The sequence below is a fragment of the Acidovorax sp. A1169 genome, from assembly GCF_030704685.1.
Lineage (GTDB): Bacteria > Pseudomonadota > Gammaproteobacteria > Burkholderiales > Burkholderiaceae_C > Acidovorax.
In genome coordinates this window covers 101,159-119,565 of record NZ_JAUZDX010000012.1, presented here as the reverse complement: position 1 = coordinate 119,565, position 18,407 = coordinate 101,159, and the positions used below count along the sequence as shown (strand labels likewise).

General features: G+C 67.7%; 17 protein-coding genes. 9 read left to right on the top strand and 8 right to left on the bottom strand.

Annotated features, from left to right (window positions below):
* Nucleotides 1-26: 26 nt before the first annotated feature.
* The 6 genes from modB (at nucleotide 27) to QYL93_RS19575 (ending at nucleotide 5,574) form a co-directional block, all read left to right on the top strand.
* Entirely contained in the window at nucleotides 27-707 is a 681-nt protein-coding gene (modB, locus tag QYL93_RS19600) for a molybdate ABC transporter permease subunit (RefSeq protein WP_305745215.1), read from the top strand.
* Nucleotides 704-1,795 carry a molybdenum ABC transporter ATP-binding protein gene (modC, locus tag QYL93_RS19595; RefSeq protein WP_305745214.1) on the top strand — a complete coding sequence of 364 codons (1,092 nt, stop codon included), beginning with the start codon at nucleotides 704-706 and terminating at the stop codon, nucleotides 1,793-1,795. The genes modB and modC overlap by 4 nt, the downstream gene beginning before the upstream one ends.
* A gap of 92 nt (nucleotides 1,796-1,887) precedes the next feature.
* Nucleotides 1,888-3,591, top strand: a complete 1,704-nt coding sequence (locus tag QYL93_RS19590; protein WP_305745213.1) for an EAL domain-containing protein — start codon at nucleotides 1,888-1,890, stop codon at nucleotides 3,589-3,591.
* The gene (locus QYL93_RS19585) at nucleotides 3,588-4,730 is read left to right on the top strand and encodes a saccharopine dehydrogenase NADP-binding domain-containing protein (RefSeq protein WP_305745212.1); all 1,143 of its coding nucleotides are present in this window, start codon (nucleotides 3,588-3,590) and stop codon (nucleotides 4,728-4,730) included. The genes QYL93_RS19590 and QYL93_RS19585 overlap by 4 nt, the downstream gene beginning before the upstream one ends.
* A complete protein-coding gene (locus tag QYL93_RS19580) occupies nucleotides 4,727-5,098 on the top strand; it encodes a DoxX-like family protein (protein ID WP_305745211.1) in 372 nt (123 codons plus the stop codon). The genes QYL93_RS19585 and QYL93_RS19580 overlap by 4 nt, the downstream gene beginning before the upstream one ends.
* A complete protein-coding gene (locus tag QYL93_RS19575; RefSeq protein ID WP_305745210.1) occupies nucleotides 5,095-5,574 on the top strand; it encodes a DUF2269 domain-containing protein in 480 nt (159 codons plus the stop codon). The genes QYL93_RS19580 and QYL93_RS19575 overlap by 4 nt, the downstream gene beginning before the upstream one ends.
* A gap of 1 nt (nucleotide 5,575) precedes the next feature.
* Here the strand turns inward: QYL93_RS19575 and QYL93_RS19570 are convergent, their stop codons facing one another.
* From QYL93_RS19570 to QYL93_RS19560, 3 genes are read right to left on the bottom strand one after another with little or no spacing between them, the layout of a single operon-like run.
* Complete coding sequence (locus QYL93_RS19570; RefSeq protein ID WP_305745209.1) at nucleotides 5,576-6,412, bottom strand: extracellular solute-binding protein; 837 nt, start codon at nucleotides 6,410-6,412, stop codon at nucleotides 5,576-5,578.
* Nucleotides 6,409-7,146 (bottom strand): phosphate ABC transporter ATP-binding protein, encoded by a 738-nt coding sequence (locus QYL93_RS19565; protein ID WP_305745208.1) that lies wholly within the window; start codon nucleotides 7,144-7,146, stop codon nucleotides 6,409-6,411. The genes QYL93_RS19570 and QYL93_RS19565 overlap by 4 nt, the downstream gene beginning before the upstream one ends.
* Nucleotides 7,147-7,166: 20 nt before the next feature.
* On the bottom strand, nucleotides 7,167-7,904 hold the full coding sequence (locus QYL93_RS19560; protein WP_305745207.1) for an ABC transporter permease: 738 nt from the start codon (nucleotides 7,902-7,904) through the stop codon (nucleotides 7,167-7,169).
* A gap of 49 nt (nucleotides 7,905-7,953) precedes the next feature.
* Here QYL93_RS19560 and QYL93_RS19555 point away from each other — a divergent pair, with 49 nt between their 5' ends.
* From QYL93_RS19555 to QYL93_RS19545, 3 genes are all read left to right on the top strand, one after another.
* The gene (locus QYL93_RS19555; protein WP_305745206.1) at nucleotides 7,954-9,078 is read left to right on the top strand and encodes a substrate-binding domain-containing protein; all 1,125 of its coding nucleotides are present in this window, start codon (nucleotides 7,954-7,956) and stop codon (nucleotides 9,076-9,078) included.
* 438 nt (nucleotides 9,079-9,516) lie between these two features.
* Complete coding sequence (locus tag QYL93_RS19550; protein ID WP_305745205.1) at nucleotides 9,517-10,137, top strand: TRAP transporter small permease subunit; 621 nt, start codon at nucleotides 9,517-9,519, stop codon at nucleotides 10,135-10,137.
* A gap of 18 nt (nucleotides 10,138-10,155) precedes the next feature.
* Nucleotides 10,156-11,937, top strand: a complete 1,782-nt coding sequence (locus QYL93_RS19545; RefSeq protein WP_305745204.1) for a TRAP transporter large permease subunit — start codon at nucleotides 10,156-10,158, stop codon at nucleotides 11,935-11,937.
* A gap of 460 nt (nucleotides 11,938-12,397) precedes the next feature.
* Here QYL93_RS19545 and QYL93_RS19540 read toward each other — a convergent pair whose 3' ends face one another.
* The 5 genes from QYL93_RS19540 to xseB all read right to left on the bottom strand — a co-directional run bounded on the left by QYL93_RS19540 (nucleotide 12,398) and on the right by xseB (nucleotide 18,196).
* Nucleotides 12,398-13,480 (bottom strand): TRAP transporter substrate-binding protein, encoded by a 1,083-nt coding sequence (locus QYL93_RS19540; protein ID WP_305745203.1) that lies wholly within the window; start codon nucleotides 13,478-13,480, stop codon nucleotides 12,398-12,400.
* 218 nt (nucleotides 13,481-13,698) lie between these two features.
* On the bottom strand, nucleotides 13,699-14,781 hold the full coding sequence (locus QYL93_RS19535; RefSeq protein WP_305745202.1) for a TRAP transporter substrate-binding protein: 1,083 nt from the start codon (nucleotides 14,779-14,781) through the stop codon (nucleotides 13,699-13,701).
* Nucleotides 14,782-14,962: 181 nt separating this feature from the next.
* A complete protein-coding gene (dxs, locus tag QYL93_RS19530) occupies nucleotides 14,963-16,846 on the bottom strand; it encodes a 1-deoxy-D-xylulose-5-phosphate synthase (protein ID WP_305745201.1) in 1,884 nt (627 codons plus the stop codon).
* A 166-nt stretch (nucleotides 16,847-17,012) separates the two neighbouring features.
* Nucleotides 17,013-17,957, bottom strand: a complete 945-nt coding sequence (locus tag QYL93_RS19525; RefSeq protein ID WP_305745200.1) for a polyprenyl synthetase family protein — start codon at nucleotides 17,955-17,957, stop codon at nucleotides 17,013-17,015.
* On the bottom strand, nucleotides 17,954-18,196 hold the full coding sequence (gene xseB, locus QYL93_RS19520) for an exodeoxyribonuclease VII small subunit (protein WP_057264615.1): 243 nt from the start codon (nucleotides 18,194-18,196) through the stop codon (nucleotides 17,954-17,956). Before xseB ends, QYL93_RS19525 begins: the two co-directional genes overlap by 4 nt.
* Nucleotides 18,197-18,407 lie beyond the last annotated feature (211 nt).

The following is an 18,407-nucleotide window of genomic DNA, read 5'->3' as shown; positions in this document are numbered from 1 at the left end:
TTCCGCACGAGCCCTCTCCCCTGTCCATGCCCTTTTCCAGCGCCGATCTTGCGGCCATCGGCCTCACGCTGCGGCTCGCGGGCACCACCATGGCATTGCTGCTGGTGCTGTGCACGCCGCTGGCCTGGTGGCTGGCGCACACGCCCTCGCGCTGGCGCGGGCCGGTGTCGGCCGTGGTGGCGCTGCCGCTGGTGCTGCCGCCCACGGTGATCGGTTTTTACCTGCTGGTGACCATGGGGCCCAGCGGGCCCGTCGGGCAGTTCACGCAGTGGCTGGGCGTGGGCACCCTGCCCTTCACCTTCTGGGGCCTGGTGGCGGGCTCGCTGATCTATTCGCTGCCGTTCGCCGTGCAGCCGCTGCAGGCGGCGTTCGAGGCCATCGGCACCCGGCCGCTCGAAGCGGCGGCCACGCTGGGCGCGGGGCCGCTGGACCGCTTTTTCACCGTGGCATTGCCGCTGGCGCGCCCAGGGTTCATCACCGCGGCCATCCTGAGCTTTGCGCACACGGTGGGCGAGTTCGGCGTGGTGCTCATGCTGGGCGGCAACATCCCCGGCGTGACGCGCGTGGTCTCGGTGCAGATCTATGACCATGTGGAGGCCCTCGAATACACGCAGGCGCACTGGCTGGCGGGCGGCATGGTGCTGTTCTCCTTCGTGGTGCTGCTGGGCCTGAACCTCACGCGCCGCCGCGCGTCCATGGTGTCATGAGCGCCTCCCAGCAGATCAGCGCGCGCCTGCTCGTTTCGCGCCCGGGCTTCACGCTCGACGCGGACCTCACGCTGCCCGGGCGCGGCGTCAGCGCCCTGTTCGGCCCCTCGGGCTGCGGCAAGACCACCTGCCTGCGCGCCATCGCGGGGCTGGCGCGCGCGCAGCCGGGCCGCGTGGTGGTCAATGGCGAGGTCTGGCAGGACGATGCGCAGCGCATCTGGCGGCCCACGCACGAGCGCGCGCTGGGCTATGTGTTCCAGGAGGCCAGCCTGTTCGAGCACCTGAGCGTGCGCGGCAACATCGACTATGGCCGCAAGCGCACGCCCCGGGAGCGGCAGCACACCGTGGCGCTGGACCAGACGGTGGACCTGCTGGGCATCGCCCACCTGATGGACCGCAAGCCCCACGCCCTCTCGGGCGGCGAACGCCAGCGCGTGGCCATGGCGCGGGCCCTGGCCACGGGCCCGCGCGTGCTGCTGATGGATGAGCCCCTGGCCGCGCTGGACGCGCAGCGCAAGGCCGAGGTGCTGCCCTACCTGGAGCGGCTGCACCAGGCGCTGGACATCCCCGTGCTGTACGTGAGCCACGCCATCGACGAGGTGGCGCGCCTGGCCGCACACATTGTGCTGATGCAGGACGGGCGGGTGCTGGCCAGTGGGCGCACCGAAGACATGCTGGTGCGGCTGGACCTGCCGCTGGCGCACGGCGATGCGGCTGCCTCGGTGGTCGAGGGTACGGTGCTGCGCCACGACGCGCACGACCACATCACCACGGTGCAGTTCGCCGGCGGCCAGTTGCTGCTGGCCAGCGCCACGGCCCGGCCGGCGGGTGCGCCGGTGCGCCTGCGCATCCAGGCGCGCGATGTGAGCCTGACCCTGGCCGAGCAGGTGGACACCAGCATCCTCAACATCCTGCCCGCCACGGTGGTGCAGGTCAGCGAAGACAGCCCCGGGCAGTGCATGGTGGCGCTCGACGCCGGCCCCACGCGGCTGCTCGCCCGGGTGACCCTGCGCTCGGCCCAGGCCCTGGCGCTGGCACCGGGCCAGCGCGTGTACGCCCAGGTCAAGGGCGTTGCCATCGTGAACTGATCTCCGAGGGCCTTTCGTCACAGACAATCCCCCAGGCCTCGCCATCGGCAGGTCGTATGATGACTGCACACGATTTGGGGGGAAGGGACAGAATGTTTTCAATCGGGCATGACACCGCGCAGGTGTTCGCGGTGGGTTTTCCACCGCTGCTGCACAGCCTGCTGTTCTGGATCTTCGCTTCGCTGGTGGTGCACGTGTGCCAGCGCCTCGTGGAGCACACGGCCTTTGCCATCGACCCGTCGAGCCGGCGCATCAGCGCTTCGCAAGCCGCCCTGTGCATCGGCTGCATCGTGTGGGCGCTGGATGTGGTCGGCATGCTCATGTATGCGGAGCTCGCCGGCCATGCGCTGGGCCTGGTGCCTGCACTCACGGGCCTGGTCGTCATGGCGCTGAGTGCGCGGCTCACGGTCCCCACGCTGAGCACCAGCACCAGCCGCGCGCGCATCGTTCTGGCGGGGGCCGGGCTGGCGCTGGGCATGCTGGCTGCGCACTTCACCATCTCCGAAGGCTATGTATCGAGCTACGTTCGGGTCAACGGCCTGGCCATCGTGCTGGCCCTGGCCACGGCCATCGGCATCGCCGCCTACACGGCCATACGCCTCAGGGCCGCCAAGATGAAGGCACTGACCCGCGTCTACATTCCCCAGCAGTGGCAGGACAAGCTCCTGTCCGGCGCCGCCATCCTGGTGCTGCACTGGCTGCTGGTGAACACCTTTCCGCTCGCATGGCCCGACAGCGCGACCTCGGCCGATGGGGTGGCGCTGCTGGTGATCGTGTTGCTGTTCGGCATGGCCATCGCCACCGAGCAACTGAGCAACATGCGCTTTGACCAGGCGCGCCAGCAACTACTGCGCCGCGCCCTGTCGCTGATGCGCACCTCCAGCCACGAGCTGCATCAGCCCGAAGGGGACATCCAGCTGTCGCTGATCGCAGACCAGTTGCCCGTGCTGCTGCAGCCTGATCAACTGGCCCTGCACTTTCAGCCAATTGCCGACCTGCACAGTGGCGAGGTGCAGTTCGAAGCCTTGCTGCGCGTACACAGCGACCTGCTCGGAGCCATCCACCCCGAAGCCTTCCTGCTGGTGTGCGAACTGCAGGGCAAGACCCCCCTGGTGGACCGGCTGATCCTGACCAACGCCATGGCCTCGGCCTGCCGATGGCGCAGCGAGGGCATGGCCGGCGCAAAGTTCAGCGTGAACGTGGCGCCGGCCACCCTGCTCGAAGAAGACTTTGCGCCCTGGCTGCAGGCCGAGCTCTCGCGCCATGCCCTGCCCGGCAACTGCCTCAAGCTGGAGCTGACCGAGCACGCGCTGATCGCCAGCGGCCCGCGCATGCTCGAATCCATACGCCACCTGCAGGCCATTGGCGTGGGCGTGCTGATGGACGACTTCGGCGCGGGCTATTCCTCGCTGGGCATGCTGGCCGACCTGCCGATTGCCGGCATCAAGTGCGACCGCCTGTTTGTGCGCCAGCTGGCCCAGGACCCGCGGCGCCAGTCGCTGCTGCGGCATGTGGGGGCGCTGGCCAGCGAGTTCGGCCTGTCGGTGGTGGTGGAAGGGGTCGAGACCCCGGCCGAGCTGCAGACCCTGGCGGCCTGCGGCCTGCCCACCATCCAGGGTTATGTCTTTTGCAAGCCCATGCCGGCCGCCGACGTGCCTGGCTGGAACCAAGCCCAATGGCCCCAGCGCCTGGCCGCACTGCGGGCACAGTTGGGCACCACGGCCGATGTGCAGGATGCCCGCGACACCCCTGTGGCGGCGGCCACCTGGCTGCAGCCCCGGGAGGCCGGCCGATGAGCACGCCACCGCTGACCACCCTGGTACTGGGGGGCTATGGCAACTTCGGCGCGCGCATCTGCCGCGCGCTGGCGGGTGACGAGCGCATCCAGCTGCTGGTGGCGGGGCGCCGTGCCGCCAGCGCCCAGGCATTGGCCGCCACGCTGGGCGGTGGCGCACAGGGCATCGCGCTGGACCACAGCGCGCCCGGCCTGGCCCAGGCACTGCGTGCGCACGGCGTGGGCCTGGTGGTACACACGGCAGGGCCGTTCCAGGCACAGGGCTATTCGGTGGCCGAAGCGGCCGCCGAAGCGGGCGCCCACTACATCGACCTGGCCGATGGGCGCCGCTTCGTCTGCGACTTCCCGGCGGCGCTGCACGCCCGGTTCACGGCAGCGGGGCGCACGGCGGTCTGCGGGGCCAGCACGGTGCCGGCGCTGTCCTCGGCCGTGGTGGACCACCTGTGCGCCGGCTGGCAGCGCATCGACAGCATCGACATCTGCATCGCCCCCGCCCAGCGCGCGCCGCGCGGCCAGGCCACGCTGGCAGCCGTGCTCAGCTACTGCGGCGAAGCCATTGCCGTGTGGGAGCAAGGCCGCTGGCAGAACCGGCTGGGCTGGGCGGCGCCCACCCCGGTGCAGTTCCAGCGCCTGCGCCCACGCCTGGCAGCGGTGTGCGACATCCCCGACTTGGAGCTGCTGCCCGCCCACTACCAGGTGACGCAGCGCGTGAGCTTTCGCGCCGCGCTCGAAGTGGGCTTGGCCCAGCGGGCCTTTGCCGCCATCGCCGCACTGCGCGCCTGGGGCCTGCTGCGCCATCCCGAGCGCCTGGCCGGGCTCATGCACCACACCGGCGGGGTCTTCGACTTTTTGGGCACGCCGCTGGGCGGCATGGTGGTGCGCGTGGCCGGTGCCGATGGCGAGGGCGCTGTGCGCCACCGCGCCTGGCACATTGCCGCAGACAGCGACCACGGCCCCGAGATCCCGTGCATGGCCGCCATCCTGCTGGCGCGCCAGCTCGCGCGCGGCCAGGTCGTTCCACCCGTCCTGCCCATTGGTGCCCACACCAGCACCAGCCTGCTGCCCCTGGAGGCCTTCGCCCCCGAGTTCGCGAAGTGGGGCATGCTGACGGATGTGGTGGAAGAGACCCCCAACCCGTGAGCGACGCACAACACCGCCTGCTGCGCTACAGCCTGGTCTTCGTCTGGCTCGCCACCGCTGTCGTCAGCGTCTGGGAGCTCGATGGCCAAAGCCGACAATTGCTGGCCACCCTGCCCTTCAACAGCCCGCAGCTCGTCACCGCCCTGGTGCTGGCCGGCGCCGCCGCCGATGCCGTGGTGGGCCTGTGGATCGCCCTGTGGCCCGGCCGCTCGGCCTATGCCGCCGCGCTGCTGCTGATGGTGGCGATGACCCTGCTGGCCACCGCCATCGAGCCGGGGTGGTGGCTGCACCCCTTCGGCCCGCTGACCAAGAACCTGCCGATCGCCGCCATCCTGATCGTGCTGTTGCGCGACGCCCCCCATCCATGAGCCTGTACCTGACCCTGAAATGGATCCACATCGTCTCCAGCGTGCTGCTGGTGGGCACGGGCCTGGGTTCGGCCTACTACATGTTTTTTGCCAACCGCAGCGGCAACCTGCAGGCCCAGGCCGTGGTGGCGCGGCTGGTGGTGCGGGCGGACTGGTGGTTCACCACGCCCACGGTGTTCATCCAGCCTGCCACGGGGCTGGCCATGGCGCACATGGCAGGGCTGCCCCTGTCCACCCCCTGGCTCGCCGCATCCCTTGCGCTGTTTGCCCTGGCGGGCCTGTGCTGGCTGCCCGTGGTGTGGCTGCAGTTGCGCATGCGCGCCCTGGCCCAGCAGGCGCTTGACGCCGGCAGCGATTCCCTGCCCGCCACCTACTGGCGCCATGCGCGCTGGTGGGAGGCGCTGGGCTACCCGGCCTTTGTGGCCATGGCCGTGGTGTTCTACCTCATGGTGGCCAAGCCCACCCTGTGGACCTGAATCACTTACCGGCGTTCGGAAAGAACAGCTGTTCGCCCCCGATCTTGTAGCCCGCGATGCTGGCCTGCCCGCCGGGCGAGACCACCCAGTCCACGAACTTCTGTGCGTCCTGCACCTTGACCTGGGGGTGCTTGGCCGGGTTGACCACCATCACGCCGTACTGGTTGAACAGGCGCGTGTCTCCCTCCACCAGCACCACCATGTCGGCGCGGTTCTTGAAGTTCAGCCAGGTGCCCCGGTCGGCCAGCACGTAGGCGCCGCTGGAGGCAGCAATGTTCAGTGCCGGGCCCATGCCGCAGCCGCATTCCTTGTAGCCGCTGCCCTTGGCCGCGTCGGCGCCCGCCAGCTTCCAGTAACGCAGCTCGGCGGCGTGCGTGCCGCTCTTGTCGCCGCGCGAGATGAAGGCGACGTTTCCGGTGCCCAGCTTCTTCAGGGCCTCGACGATGTCCTTGCCCTGCGTTCCCGCCGGGTCGGCCTTGGGGCCTATGAGGACGAAGTCGTTGTACATCACCGGGTAGCGCTTGACGCCCCAGCCATCGGCCACGAATTTTTCCTCGGCCACCTGGTCGTGCACGAAGAGCAGGTCGGCATCGCCGCGGCGCGCCATGTCCAGGGCCTGTCCGGTGCCCAGGGCCACCACCTTGACGTCGATGCCGCTGGCCTTCTTGAACTCGGGCAGCAGGTAGCCGAACAGGCCCGACTGCTCGGTGGACGTGGTGGACGCCATGGTGATCGTGGTCTGCGCCAATGCCGCGCCGTGCGCGAAGACGATGGCCAGTGCGACCACATGGGGCGCGAACGGCAGGCGGCTGCGTGGGGTCTTGTAGTGATGTCTCATCCTATTTCTCCTTTGACGAACAAACGCGCGGCCTCCGGCAGGGGGCCGTTGAAAAACTCGTGCACCGGCAGGTCGGCCACGATGCGGCCCTGCTCCAGGTAGACCACGCGGCTGGCCAGCCGCTTGACCTGGCCCAGGTTGTGGCTGCTGAAGACCATGGTCACGGCCTGCGCGCAGCCATCTGCAGGGCTGGCTGCGAGGTCGGCCATCAGGCCCTCGACTTCGCGCTTGGCATGCGGGTCCAGGCTGGCGGTGGGTTCGTCGAGCAGCAGCACGCCAGGCCGCAGGGCCCAGGCCCGCGCCAGCGCCACGCGCTGCTGCTGCCCGCCCGAGAGGGTGCGCGCGTTCTGCAGGGCAATGGCTTCGAGCCCCACGCGCCGCAGTGCCGCCAGCGCCTGGGCCCGCGCATCGCGCCAGCGCGTGCCGCGCAGCCACAGGGCCAGCGCCACGTTGTTCTGGGCGCTGGTGCGCAGCATGTGCGGGCGCTGGAACAGCATGGCCTGGCGCTGCGTGGCATCGCGCTGCACTTGGCCGGCACTGGGCGCCACCAGGCCGTGCAGCACGCGCAGCAGGGTGCTCTTGCCACTGCCATTGGCGCCCACCAGGGCCACGCGCTCACCAGGGGCAATGCGCAGGTCGATGTCGGCCAGCGCCTGCACGCGCCCATAGCGCACGGCCACGCCGTGCAGGTCGATCAGCGGGGAGGCCACAGACACAGTCACAGGCACGGCCATGGGAAGGGGCGCCGGATGCCTCATGCAGCCACCCCCGCCATGGCGTCGGACGTGCCGCCATCCACACGTTCGCGCCAGCGGCGCAGCAGTGCGATCAGCACGTTGAGCGCCAGCACCACACCCAGCAGCACCAGGCCCAGCGCCAGCGCCAGGGGCAGGTCGCCCTTGCTGGTTTCCAGCGCGATGGCCGTGGTCATGACTCGGGTGAAGCCATCGATGTTGCCGCCCACGATCATCACCGCGCCGACCTCGGAGATGGCGCGACCGAACGAGGCGATGAGCACGGTGAGCAGCGCATAGCGCTCGTCCCAGGCCAGCAGCAGGCTGCGCAGCAGCGTGCCGGCGCCCAGCGAGCGCAGCTGCTCGCCATGGGCCCGTTCGGCGTCTTCCACCACCTGGCGTGTGAGCGCGGTGACCACCGGCAGCACCAGGATGGCCTGGGCCAGCACCATGGCCTTGAAGCTGAACAGCCAGCCCAGGGCACCGAGCGGGCCGCTGCGCGAGAGCAGCAGGTACACCACCAGCCCCACCACTACCGAGGGTACGGCCAGCAGGGTGTTGAGCACCGCCAGCACCGCGCCCCGGCCCGCGAAACGGGCCACGCCCAGCCAGGCACCGAGCACCAGACCCGCAGCACACGCCAGCGCACAGGCCGTAGCGCTGACCGACAGGGAGCGGCCGACGATGGTCCACAGCGCCGGGTCGGCCGACAGCGTGAGTTCGAGGGCGGTGGCGGCGCTTTGCGTCAGGGTGGACATGCTTGGGCTATCGTAGGGACCTCCTCCATCTCCAGCGATATGAACGTCCGTGCATAGGGTCCAACTTCACTACACGCTCAGCCGCAATGCGGGCGACGCCCAGATCCGCAACCCCCTGCCCGAACTGCTGCAGGCGGTGGCCGAGGAAGGCTCCATCTCCGGCGCGGCGCGCGCGCTGCAGCTGTCGTACCGCCACGTGTGGGGCGCCCTCAAGCGGTGGGAGGAGCAGTTGGGGGGCGAACTCATCATCTGGGGCAAGGGGCAGTCCGCCCAGCTCAGCGAGTTCGGCGCCAAGCTGCTTTGGGCCGAGCGCCAGGCCCAGGCCCGGCTGGCGCCGCAGATCGCCGCCCTGCACGCCGACCTGGAGCGCGCCTTCGCCGTGGCCTTCGACGAACACGCGCATGTGCTCACCATGTATGCCAGCCATGACGATGCGCTTGCCGCGCTGCGTGCCTATGCGGCCACGCCGGGCGAAACCGGCGCGCTGCACCTCGATATCCGCTTCACCGGCAGCGTGGACGCGATCCGCGCGCTCAACGAGGGCCGCTGCACGATCGCCGGCTTCCACACCCGGGAGGCCCCCGCCGCCGATTCGCTGGCCGCCCGCACCTACAAACCCCTGCTGCGGCCGGGGCGCCACAAGATCATCGGCTTTGCGCAGCGCACCCAGGGGCTGATCGTCGCGCGGGGCAACCCGCTGGGCTTGCAGACGCTGGCCGACGTGGCCCGCCAGGGCGTGCGCTTCGTGAACCGGCCCCTGGGCACCGGCACGCGGGTGCTGCTGGACGACCTGCTGGCGCAATCGGATCTGGGCCCTGGCGACCTGCAAGGCTATGAGCGCCATGAGCCCTCGCACACGGCCGTGGCCCAGGCCGTGGCGGCGGGCGCCGCCGACGTGGGCATGGGCATCGAACTGGCGGCCCATGCCCGGGGGCTGGGCTTCGTGCCCCTGGTGCAGGAGCGCTACCACCTGGCCTGCCTGAAGTCGACACTGGAGCAGCCGGCCACCCAGGCACTGCGCGACCTGCTGCAGACCCCGGCATGGCAGGCGCAGATGGCGGCGCTGCCCGGCTACGCAGCCATGCACTGCGGCGAGGTGCTGTCCATGAGCGCCGTGCTGCCCTGGTGGCAGTTTGCCCAGCCCAAGCGCAGCCAGAGGCCGCCGGCATTTTGAGCCTCCTGCCTGAAAGGGCAAGGCACATCGCCCATCGAAGTTCTCACCGAACGCCGCAAGTTGCGCCACACAGTGCTTCGCAATCTACCTGCGCGGCCATCCGAGCGGGCGAGAGACTGTGTGAGGTATGGCATCGATAGCCATGAACCCCGGCTCCCCCCGCCGGGGCAGGGCTCAGCTCATCCCACGCATCACTGGGCCTGGCAGCCCTTTTTCCCGCGCCTGGCGCTGCTTTTAGCCTAGGAAGAAACCCTAATTGCTACACATTTAATAGCAACAAATTGAGGCTGCAACAAGGGATAACACCGTCACACTGCCGTCAGGCTCCAATTAAAGTGCTCCGTAGAATCGCGCCGTTGTCACAGTTTGTACGATGCCTGCACCTATCCGTGGATGCGTCGTGCATTTCCTACGCACAGCCTTTTTATTGGAGACACCATGCAGGCTCTACTTAAATTTTCACGGGGGGTCGACTGGCTAAGTACGCAGATCGGCAAATACGTCATCTGGCTCATTCTTGCCTCGACCTTGATCAGCGGCGTCAATGCCATAGTGCGCAAGGCGTTCAACGTCAGCTCGAATGCCTTCCTCGAAGTGCAGTGGTACCTGTTTGCGGCTTCGTTCCTGCTTGCGGCAGGCTATACGCTGTTGCAGAACGAGCATGTCAAGGTCGACGTCATCTCCAGCCGCCTGTCCAAGCGCAAGCAGATCCTGATCGACATTTTCGGTTTCATCGTTTTTCTCACGCCCATGTGCCTGGCCGTGCTCTGGTACGGCATTCCGTTCTTCTACCGCGCATTCGTCTCGGGCGAAATGTCGAACAACGCTGGTGGCCTCCTGCGCTGGCCTGTGTACCTCATGATGCCGCTGGGCTTCGGGCTGCTGCTGCTGCAGGGCTGGTCCGAGCTCATCAAGCGCATCGCCTTCCTGCAGGGCCTGATCGAAGACCCGACGAACAAGAAGGCCGAGAAGACGGCAGAAGAAGAGCTGGCCGACTCTATCCGCCGCCTGTCCGAAGCCGCCAAGAACTCTGGCAACACCGCCGACAAGGCCGCTTGAGCGGAGACCACACACATCATGGAATTCCTCATACACAACCTCGCCCCGATCATGTTCGCGGGGCTGATCGTCTTCCTGCTGATGGGCTTTCCCGTGGCCTTCAGCTTGGGGGCCTGCGGCCTGTTCTTCGCCTTCATCGGCGTGGAGCTGGGCGTCCTGCCCGAAGCCCTGCTGCAGGCCGTGCCGCTGCGGATCTTCGGCATCATGCAGAACGACACCTTGCTGGCCATTCCGTTCTTCACGCTCATGGGACTGATACTGGAGCGAAGCGGTATGGCGGAAGACCTGCTGGAGACCATTGGCCAGCTCTTCGGTCCCGTGCGCGGCGGCCTGGCCCTGGCCGTCATCTTCGTGGGCACCCTGCTGGCGGCCACGACCGGCGTGGTCGCGGCTTCGGTGATTTCGATGGGCCTGATCTCCCTGCCCATCATGATGCGCTACGGCTATGACCGGCGGCTGGCCACCGGGGTAATCGCTGCCTCCGGCACGCTGGCGCAGATCATCCCCCCGTCCCTGGTGCTCATCATCCTGGCCGACCAGCTGGGACGTTCCGTGGGCGACATGTACAAGGGCGCCTTCCTCCCTGGCCTGATGCTGTGCGGTTTCTATGCCGTGTACGTGATCCTGATCGCGATCTTCAAGCCCAGCTGGGTGCCAGCTCTGCCGCCAGAAGCCCGCACCCTGCGCGAAGACAACGGCAACAACGGACTGCCCTCGCTGGCGGTGCTGACCATCGTCTGCACGGCCGCTTCGGTGTACGTAGCCAAGAACATGCCCGCGCTGCACACCTGGTGGTCCGGCGAAGCGGTGGAGCGCGTGGCACTGGACGAAACCATCGTGGTGTCCATGTGCTTCGGCGTCGCCCTGGCATTCGTCGCGGCCATGGTCAACAAGATCACCCGCCTGGGCCTGCTCTCGCGAGTGGCCGAGCGCGTGACCTTCGTGCTGATCCCGCCGCTGCTGCTGATCTTCCTGGTGCTGGGCACCATCTTCCTCGGTGTGGCAACCCCCACCGAAGGCGGCGCCATGGGCGCGCTGGGCGCGTTCATCATGGCCCTGGTGCGCGGCCGCCTGAGCATGACGCTGCTCAAACAGGCCATGCAGACCACGACCAAGCTGTCGTGCTTCGTGGTGTTCATCCTGGTGGGCGCCACCATCTTCGGCCTGACCTTCCAGGGTGTCGATGGCCCGCTGTGGGTGGAGCACCTGCTCACCGGCCTGCCGGGTGGCCAGTTGGGCTTCCTGATCGTGGTGAACATCATGATCTTCTTCCTGGCCTTCTTTCTGGACTTCTTCGAGCTGTCGTTCATCGTGGTCCCGCTGCTCGCGCCGGTGGCCAACAAGCTGGGCATCGACCTGATCTGGTTCGGCGTGCTGCTGGGCATCAACATGCAGACCTCGTTCATGCACCCGCCCTTCGGCTTCGCCCTGTTCTACCTGCGCAGCGTGGCGCCGACCAAGGAGTACATAGACAAGGTGACCGGCAAGCTGACCCAGCCGATCACCACCATGCAGATCTACTGGGGTGCCGTGCCGTTCGTGATCATCCAGCTGATCATGGTGGGCCTGGTCATTGCGTTCCCGGGCATCGTCTCCAGCGGGCTGGACAAGGAGGTCGTGTATGACCTCGACAAGGTCCGCCAGGAAATGGAAGCCACCATGCAAACCGCACCTGACGCTGCGGACCCGACGGCAGGCATGGAAGGCAGCGCGCCAGCGGCCCCGTCCTCGGACGCCGCACCTGGGGCCGATGACCCGATGAAGGCACTGCAAGACTCGATGTCCACCGACAAGAAGTAGGCAATACACCAGCACCGGGTGGGACCATGACGGCCCCATCCAGCAGCCCCTGCAGATGGAGACATGCTCTCTGGACCTGCAGGGGCTTTTTTGTTGGCGGCCTGCATTCATTGCCCAGGCGCGCCCGGGCAGCGACTCCGTGGCATCAGCGTGCTTCGTTGCCCTGCCAACCTGGGCCTGTCTGCTTGTGCGCGCACAACAAGCGCGCACAACAAAATGGGCCGCTGGTGGCGGCTTCGGGGACTTGACCCCACGCGCGAGCCACTGGCATGCGCAGGAAACTGGCGCCATGGGGTTCGTGGGCAGAGCTCCCGCGATAGACAGGCCATCGGAGACCATGGCTGCACGTGCCATCGCGCTGCTCGGCATCAAAAGGCGGGCGAAAAAAAACCCGCCAATGAAGGGCGGGTTTTCGGGCCATGGCGCGGCAGCGGCTGCCGTCGCCACGCCTGGGCAGGCCTCAGAGCTTCTGGGCAGCCATGAAGGTGTCGAAACGCGATTCAGCGAAGCGGAACCACAGAACCTGGTCACGCTGGAAGGAGCGCATGTCCGCGTAAATCTTCTTCCACTCGGGGCTCTTGGCGTCGTTCTCGGCGAACACTTCCATCGAGGCCTTGAACGATGCCTCCAGGATAGGTTGCGAGAAAGGCAGCACCTTGGTCTTGGCGGCCACCAGTTGCTTGAGGGCCGTGGGGTTCAGCGCATCGTACTTGGCCAGCATGTCGACGTGGGCCACCTTCGTGGCGGCGTCGACGATGGCCTTGTTCTCGGCCGACAGGCCGTCGAAGGCCTTCTGGTTGACGTAGAAGTCCACTTCAGGACCACCTTCCCACCAGCCGGGGTAGTAGTAGAACGGAGCGACCTTGTTGAAGCCCAGCTTCTGGTCGTCGTAAGGACCCACCCACTCGGCGGCATCCAGCGTGCCCTTTTCGAGCGCCTGGTAGATTTCACCGCCAGGAATGCTCTGGGGCACGGCGCCCATCTTCTGCATCACTTCACCGATCAGGCCGCCGCCCAGGCGCATCTTCAGGCCCTTGAAGTCGGCCGCCGCCTTGATTTCCTTGCGGAACCAGCCGCCCATCTGGGTGCCGGTGTTGCCACCAGCAAAGCTGATCATGTTGTAGCCCGCATAGAACTCGTTCATGAGCGTGCGGCCGTTGCCGTGCATCATCCAGGCGGTCATCTGGCGGGCATTCAGGCCGAACGGCACGGCCGAACCCAATGCGAACGCGGGGTTCTTGCCATAGAAGTAGTACGGCACAGTGTGCGCCATTTCGACGGTGCCCTGCTGCACGCCATCCACCACGCCGAAGGGAGGCATCAGCTCGCCACCAGCATGCACGGAGATTTCGAACTTGCCGCCCGACATGGCCTTGACGGCCTTGGAGAACACATCGGCACCGCCGTAGATGGTGTCCAGCGACTTGGGGAAGCTGGAAGCAAGGCGCCAGCGAATGGCGGCCTGTGCGTGGACGGCCGGCGCAATGCCTGCGGCCAGCACGCCAGCGATGCCGGCATTCTTGATGATTGAGCGACGATCCATGAGGTTCTCTCCAATGTATTTGATTGCAAAACCCGGGCAGCACGCGTTGTGCACGAAAAGCCCAGGACTGGTTTCAGCCGAGATCATTGTAGGAACATGCCCCCCTGCAGATTTGCGGGTTTTCCCGTGAAATGCCGGCTATCGCACGAGGGCTTCAGGGTTCTGCAAGCAACAGTGCCAAGCCTCCCCGGCAGGCGAGGCCCATCAGGGCTGGCCCGTCAGATCTTCTGCGCCGACATGAAGGTGTCGTAGCGCGACTCGGCAAAACGGAACCACAGAATCTGGTCGCGCTGGAAGTTGCGCATGTCGGCGTAGATCCGCTTCCACTCAGGGCTCCTGGCGTCGTTGTGTGCAAAGGCCTCCATCGATGCGCGGAACGCCGCGTCCAGGATCGCGGAAGAGAACGGCAGCACCTTGGTCTTGGCGGCCACCAGTTGCTTGAGCGCATTGGGGTTGAGCGCGTCGTAGCGGGCCAGCATGTCAGCGTGCGCGAAGGAGGCCGCCGCTTCGATGATGAAGCGGTAGTCGGGCGTGAGCGCGTCGTAGGCCTTCTTGTTCACGAACAGGTCCACCTCGGGCCCGCCCTCCCACCAGCCGGGGTAGTAGTAGAACGGCGCAACCTTGTTGAAGCCCAGTTTCTGGTCGTCGTAGGGCCCGATCCACTCGGCCGCGTCGATGCTGCCCTTTTGCAGCGCCTGGTAGATCTCGCCGCCTGGAAGACTCTGGGGAATGGCGCCGAGCCGCTGCATGACCTCGGCCACCAAACCGCCGCCCACACGGATCTTGAGGCCCTTGAAGTCTGCGGGGGTCTTCACCTCGCGCAGGAACCAGCCGCCCATCTGCGTGCCGGTGTTGCCACAGGCAAAGCTCACGATGTTGAACCCGGCATAGAACTCGTTCATGAGCCGGCGCCCGTTGCCGTGCAGCATCCAGGCGCTCATCTGGCGCGCGTTGAAACCGAAGGGCACGGCGCACCCCAGGGCAAACGCCGGGTTCTTGTCGTAGAAATAGTATGGCACCGCGTGGCACATCTCCACCGCACCGCTCTGCACGCCATCCACCACATCGAAGGGCGGCATCAGCTCGCCACCGGGGTGCACGGAAATCTCGAACTTGCCGTTCGACAGGGTGCGCACCGCCTTGGCAAACACCTGGGCGCCGCCGTAGATGGTGTCCGAGGACTTGGGGAAGCTCGATGCAATGCGCCACCGCAGCGTGGCCTGGGCGTGCACGGCCGGCGCGACGCCAGAGGCCAGTACACCCGCCAGGCCGGTGTGCTTGATGAGCGAGCGGCGATGCATACGGCTGGTCTCCTGTTTCCGCGGGGGATGGATGCGGCAGCGACTGCTGCGCAGGGGCGCGCGTGCAGATCCATGCAGCGCGCCTGCATTGTAGGAGGTGCCCCGCCAGCGGCTGTGCGGGTTTTCGACAGCACCCGCGCAGCGGGACTGCCCAGGGCCGCACTTCTCAGGCCGTAGCCTTTCAGGCCAGGAAGCGGGCGCGTACCGCGCGCTCGATGCCTGCCGCATCCAGCCCCTGCAGCGACAGCAGCTTGGCCGGGTCGCCGTGCTCGATGAACACATCGGGCAGGCCCAATTGCAGCACCGGGCGCACGATACCAGCCTCGTTGAGCGCCTCGGTCACGGCGCTGCCGGCCCCGCCCATGGTGGCACCTTCTTCGAGCGTGACCAGCACGTCGTGGCGCTCGGCCACGTCGCGCAGCAACTCCACGTCGATGGGCTTGGCCCAGCGCATGTTGGCCACCGTGGCGTCGAGCGCCTCGGCGGCTTCGAGCGCGGGGTACAGCAGCGTGCCGAAGGCAAGGATGGCGATGCGCGGGCCCTGCGCCCCATCAGCGGCCTTGCGCTCGCGGCGGATCTCGCCTTTGCCGAAGGGCAGGCCTTCCAGGCCCGCGAGCGGCGCCACGCCGGCCCCGCTGCCGCGCGGGTAGCGCACGGCCACAGGGTGGCTTTGCCCGAAGGCGGTGCTGAGCAACTGGCGGCACTCGCGCTCGTCGGCCGGGCAGGCCATGCTCATGTTGGGGATGCAGCGCACGAAGGGAATGTCGTAGGCACCGGCATGGGTGGCGCCATCGGCCCCCACCAGGCCGGCACGGTCAAGCGCGAACACCACGGGCAGGTTCTGCAGCGCCACGTCGTGGATCAACTGGTCGTAGCCGCGCTGCAGGAAGGTCGAGTAGATGGCCACCACGGGCTTCAAGCCCTCGCAGGCCATGCCGGCCGCAAAGGTGACGGCATGCTGCTCGGCAATGCCCACGTCGTAGTAGCGCTCGGGAAAGCGCTTTTCGAACTCCACCATGCCCGAGCCCTCGCGCATGGCAGGCGTGATGCCCACCAGGCGCTGGTCCTGCGCGCCCATGTCGCACAGCCACTGGCCAAACACCTGGGTGAAGGTCTGCTTGGGGGTCGCCGTGCTCTTGACCAGGCCCACGGCCGGGTCGAACTTGCCCGGGCCATGGTAGGCCACGGGATCGGCCTCGGCCAGCTTGTAGCCCTGGCCCTTCTTGGTGACCACGTGCAGGAACTGCGGGCCCTTGAGGCCCTTGATGTTCTCGAGCGTCGGGATCAGCGAGTCAAGGTCGTGGCCATCGATGGGCCCGATGTAGTTGAAGCCGAACTTCTCGAACAGCGTGGCCGGCACCACCATGCCCTTGGCCTGCTGCTCGAAACGCTTGGCCAGTTCCAGCAGGGGCGGCACCGGGCGCAGCACGGTCTTGCCCACGTTCTTGGCGGCGGCATAGAACTGGCCGCTCATGAGCTGGGCCAGGTAGCGGTTGAGCGCGCCCACGGGTGGGCTGATGCTCATGTCGTTGTCGTTGAGCACCACCAGCAGGTTGGCATCGGCCACGCCGGCGTTGTTCAGCGCCTCAAAGGCCATGCCGGCCGTCATGGCACCGTCACCGATGATGGCCACGGCATGGCGGTTCTCGCCCTTGACCTTGGCCGCCAGCGCCATGCCCAGCGCGGCCGAGATGCTGGTGCTCGAATGCGCCGTGCCAAAGGTGTCGTAAGGGCTTTCGGCGCGCTGCGGAAAGCCCGAGATGCCGCCCATCTGGCGCAGCGTGGCCATGCGCTCGCGCCGGCCGGTCAGGATCTTGTGCGGGTAGGTCTGGTGGCCCACGTCCCACACCAGCCGGTCTTCCGGCGTGTTGAAGACGTGGTGCAGGGCCACGGTGAGCTCCACCGTGCCCAGGTTGGAACTCAGGTGCCCGCCCGTCTGCGACACGCTTTCGAGCACGAAGGCGCGCAGCTCGGTGGCCAGGGCCTTGAGATCGGCGCGCGACAGGGCCCGCAGGTCCGACGGGTCGTTCACGTTCTGCAGCAGGGGGTAGGAGGTCGTGGACATTGCTGTTCTTGTTGGATCATCCAGCGCATGCAGACAGATCTGCGGAGCTGGTAGTTTCGTCATGCATCGTATCAATCCGCGCGGCCCAGGCTGGGGGCGTCCCCCTCCCGACTCGCCCAGCGAGACGAGAGAGGGGGAAGGCGCGAAGCGACTCAGGGGGTGCCATTCAGTGGGTGCGGTCAACCACCATGTCCGCCAGGGCCGCCAGCGCGCGGGTGTCGGCCAGGCCGCTGCGCGCCAGGGCGGCATGGGCCTGCACCTGCAGCTCGCGAGCATAGGCCTGGGCGGGCGCCAGGCCGAGCAGCGAGACGTAGGTGGGCTTGTCGCTCGCGGCATCCTTGCCGGCGGTCTTGCCCAGCGTGGCGGAGTCTGCCACCACGTCGAGGATGTCGTCCACCACCTGGAAGGCCAGGCCCATGACGGCGCCGTAGTCGGACAGGGCCTCTTGCGCCTGCGCATCCGCCGGGCCGCAGGCCACGCCCATCATCACGCTGCCCTGCAGCAACGCGCCGGTCTTCAGGCGGTGCATGTGGCGCAACTGGTCCTCGGTGAGGGCCACGCCCACACTGGCCAGGTCGATGGCCTGGCCGCCGGCCATGCCGGCCGAACCGGCCGCACGCGCCAGCAGCCGGCACAGGGTGGCCTGCATCGCCGGGGGCACGCTGCCGTCGTCGGGGGTGAGCAGTTCGAAGGCAAAGGCCTGCAGCGCGTCGCCGGCCAACAGGGCCTGGGCCTCGCCGAACTGCACGTGCACCGTGGGCTTGCCGCGGCGAAGCACGTCGTTGTCCATGCACGGCATGTCGTCGTGCACCAGGGAATAGGCGTGGATCAGCTCGACGGCACACGCGGCACGCAGCGCCGCGCCGTCAGACACAGCATGGGCCGACGCCGCGATGTCGGCGCCACTGCACACGGCCTCCTCGGCCGCCAGCACCAGCAGCGGGCGCAGGCGCTTGCCGCCGTCGAGCACCGCATAGCGCATGGCCTCGCCCAAGCCGGCGGGCGCACCTTCGCCCACCCAGCGGGAGAGGGCTTCTTCGACGCGGGCCAGGTGCCGCTGGCTCCAGGAAGCCAGGTCCAGGGGGGAGTTCACCACGGGCGCCGCGCTCATTCGGGCGTCCAGGCGTGCAGGCCGCCTTCGTCCAGCACCTTGATCTGGTCCTGCACGGCATCCAGGCGCTTGCGGCAGAACGCCAGCAGCGCGGCACCACGCTGGTAGCCCGCGAGCATCTGGTCCAGGGGCAACTGGCCCGACTCGATCCGGCCCACGAGCTGCTCCAGCTCTTCCAGCGCCGCTTCGTAGCTGGCGGGTTCGGCGGGGGGCACGGGGGTGGCGGTGGCCTTGGGCATGGGTGGGGGCGGCAGCACCGCGAATGGAAAAACCCCTGATTTTAGGCCCAGCGAACCAGCGGCCGCCGCACAGGGCCCGGTTTGGAGAGCATTGCCGGCAAACGTTGCCACCGCATTGAACGCAGGCACGCCCGGCCGACCCCACACCATCGGCGCGCGCACCGCTGCCAGCGCACCAATACACGCAGGGGGGGTGCGGGAATGGGGGCAC

Excerpts from the sequence above, each read along its gene's own strand:
- QYL93_RS19590 (WP_305745213.1), top strand. The coding sequence starts at position 1,888 with ATGTTTTCAATCGGGCATGACACCGCGCAGGTGTTCGCGGTGGGTTTT.
- dxs (WP_305745201.1), bottom strand. The coding sequence starts at position 16,846 with ATGTCCACGACCTCCTACCCCCTGCTGCAGAACGTGAACGACCCGTCG.
- xseB (WP_057264615.1), bottom strand. The coding sequence starts at position 18,196 with ATGCCCAAGGCCACCGCCACCCCCGTGCCCCCCGCCGAACCCGCCAGC.
- QYL93_RS19540 (WP_305745203.1), bottom strand. The coding sequence starts at position 13,480 with ATGGATCGTCGCTCAATCATCAAGAATGCCGGCATCGCTGGCGTGCTG.
- QYL93_RS19585 (WP_305745212.1), top strand. The coding sequence starts at position 3,588 with ATGAGCACGCCACCGCTGACCACCCTGGTACTGGGGGGCTATGGCAAC.
- QYL93_RS19525 (WP_305745200.1), bottom strand. The coding sequence starts at position 17,957 with ATGAGCGCGGCGCCCGTGGTGAACTCCCCCCTGGACCTGGCTTCCTGG.
- QYL93_RS19545 (WP_305745204.1), top strand. The coding sequence starts at position 10,156 with ATGGAATTCCTCATACACAACCTCGCCCCGATCATGTTCGCGGGGCTG.
- QYL93_RS19550 (WP_305745205.1), top strand. The coding sequence starts at position 9,517 with ATGCAGGCTCTACTTAAATTTTCACGGGGGGTCGACTGGCTAAGTACG.
- QYL93_RS19560 (WP_305745207.1), bottom strand. The coding sequence starts at position 7,904 with ATGTCCACCCTGACGCAAAGCGCCGCCACCGCCCTCGAACTCACGCTG.
- QYL93_RS19535 (WP_305745202.1), bottom strand. The coding sequence starts at position 14,781 with ATGCATCGCCGCTCGCTCATCAAGCACACCGGCCTGGCGGGTGTACTG.
- QYL93_RS19575 (WP_305745210.1), top strand. The coding sequence starts at position 5,095 with ATGAGCCTGTACCTGACCCTGAAATGGATCCACATCGTCTCCAGCGTG.
- QYL93_RS19565 (WP_305745208.1), bottom strand. The coding sequence starts at position 7,146 with ATGGCCGTGCCTGTGACTGTGTCTGTGGCCTCCCCGCTGATCGACCTG.
- QYL93_RS19570 (WP_305745209.1), bottom strand. The coding sequence starts at position 6,412 with ATGAGACATCACTACAAGACCCCACGCAGCCGCCTGCCGTTCGCGCCC.
- modC (WP_305745214.1), top strand. The coding sequence starts at position 704 with ATGAGCGCCTCCCAGCAGATCAGCGCGCGCCTGCTCGTTTCGCGCCCG.
- modB (WP_305745215.1), top strand. The coding sequence starts at position 27 with ATGCCCTTTTCCAGCGCCGATCTTGCGGCCATCGGCCTCACGCTGCGG.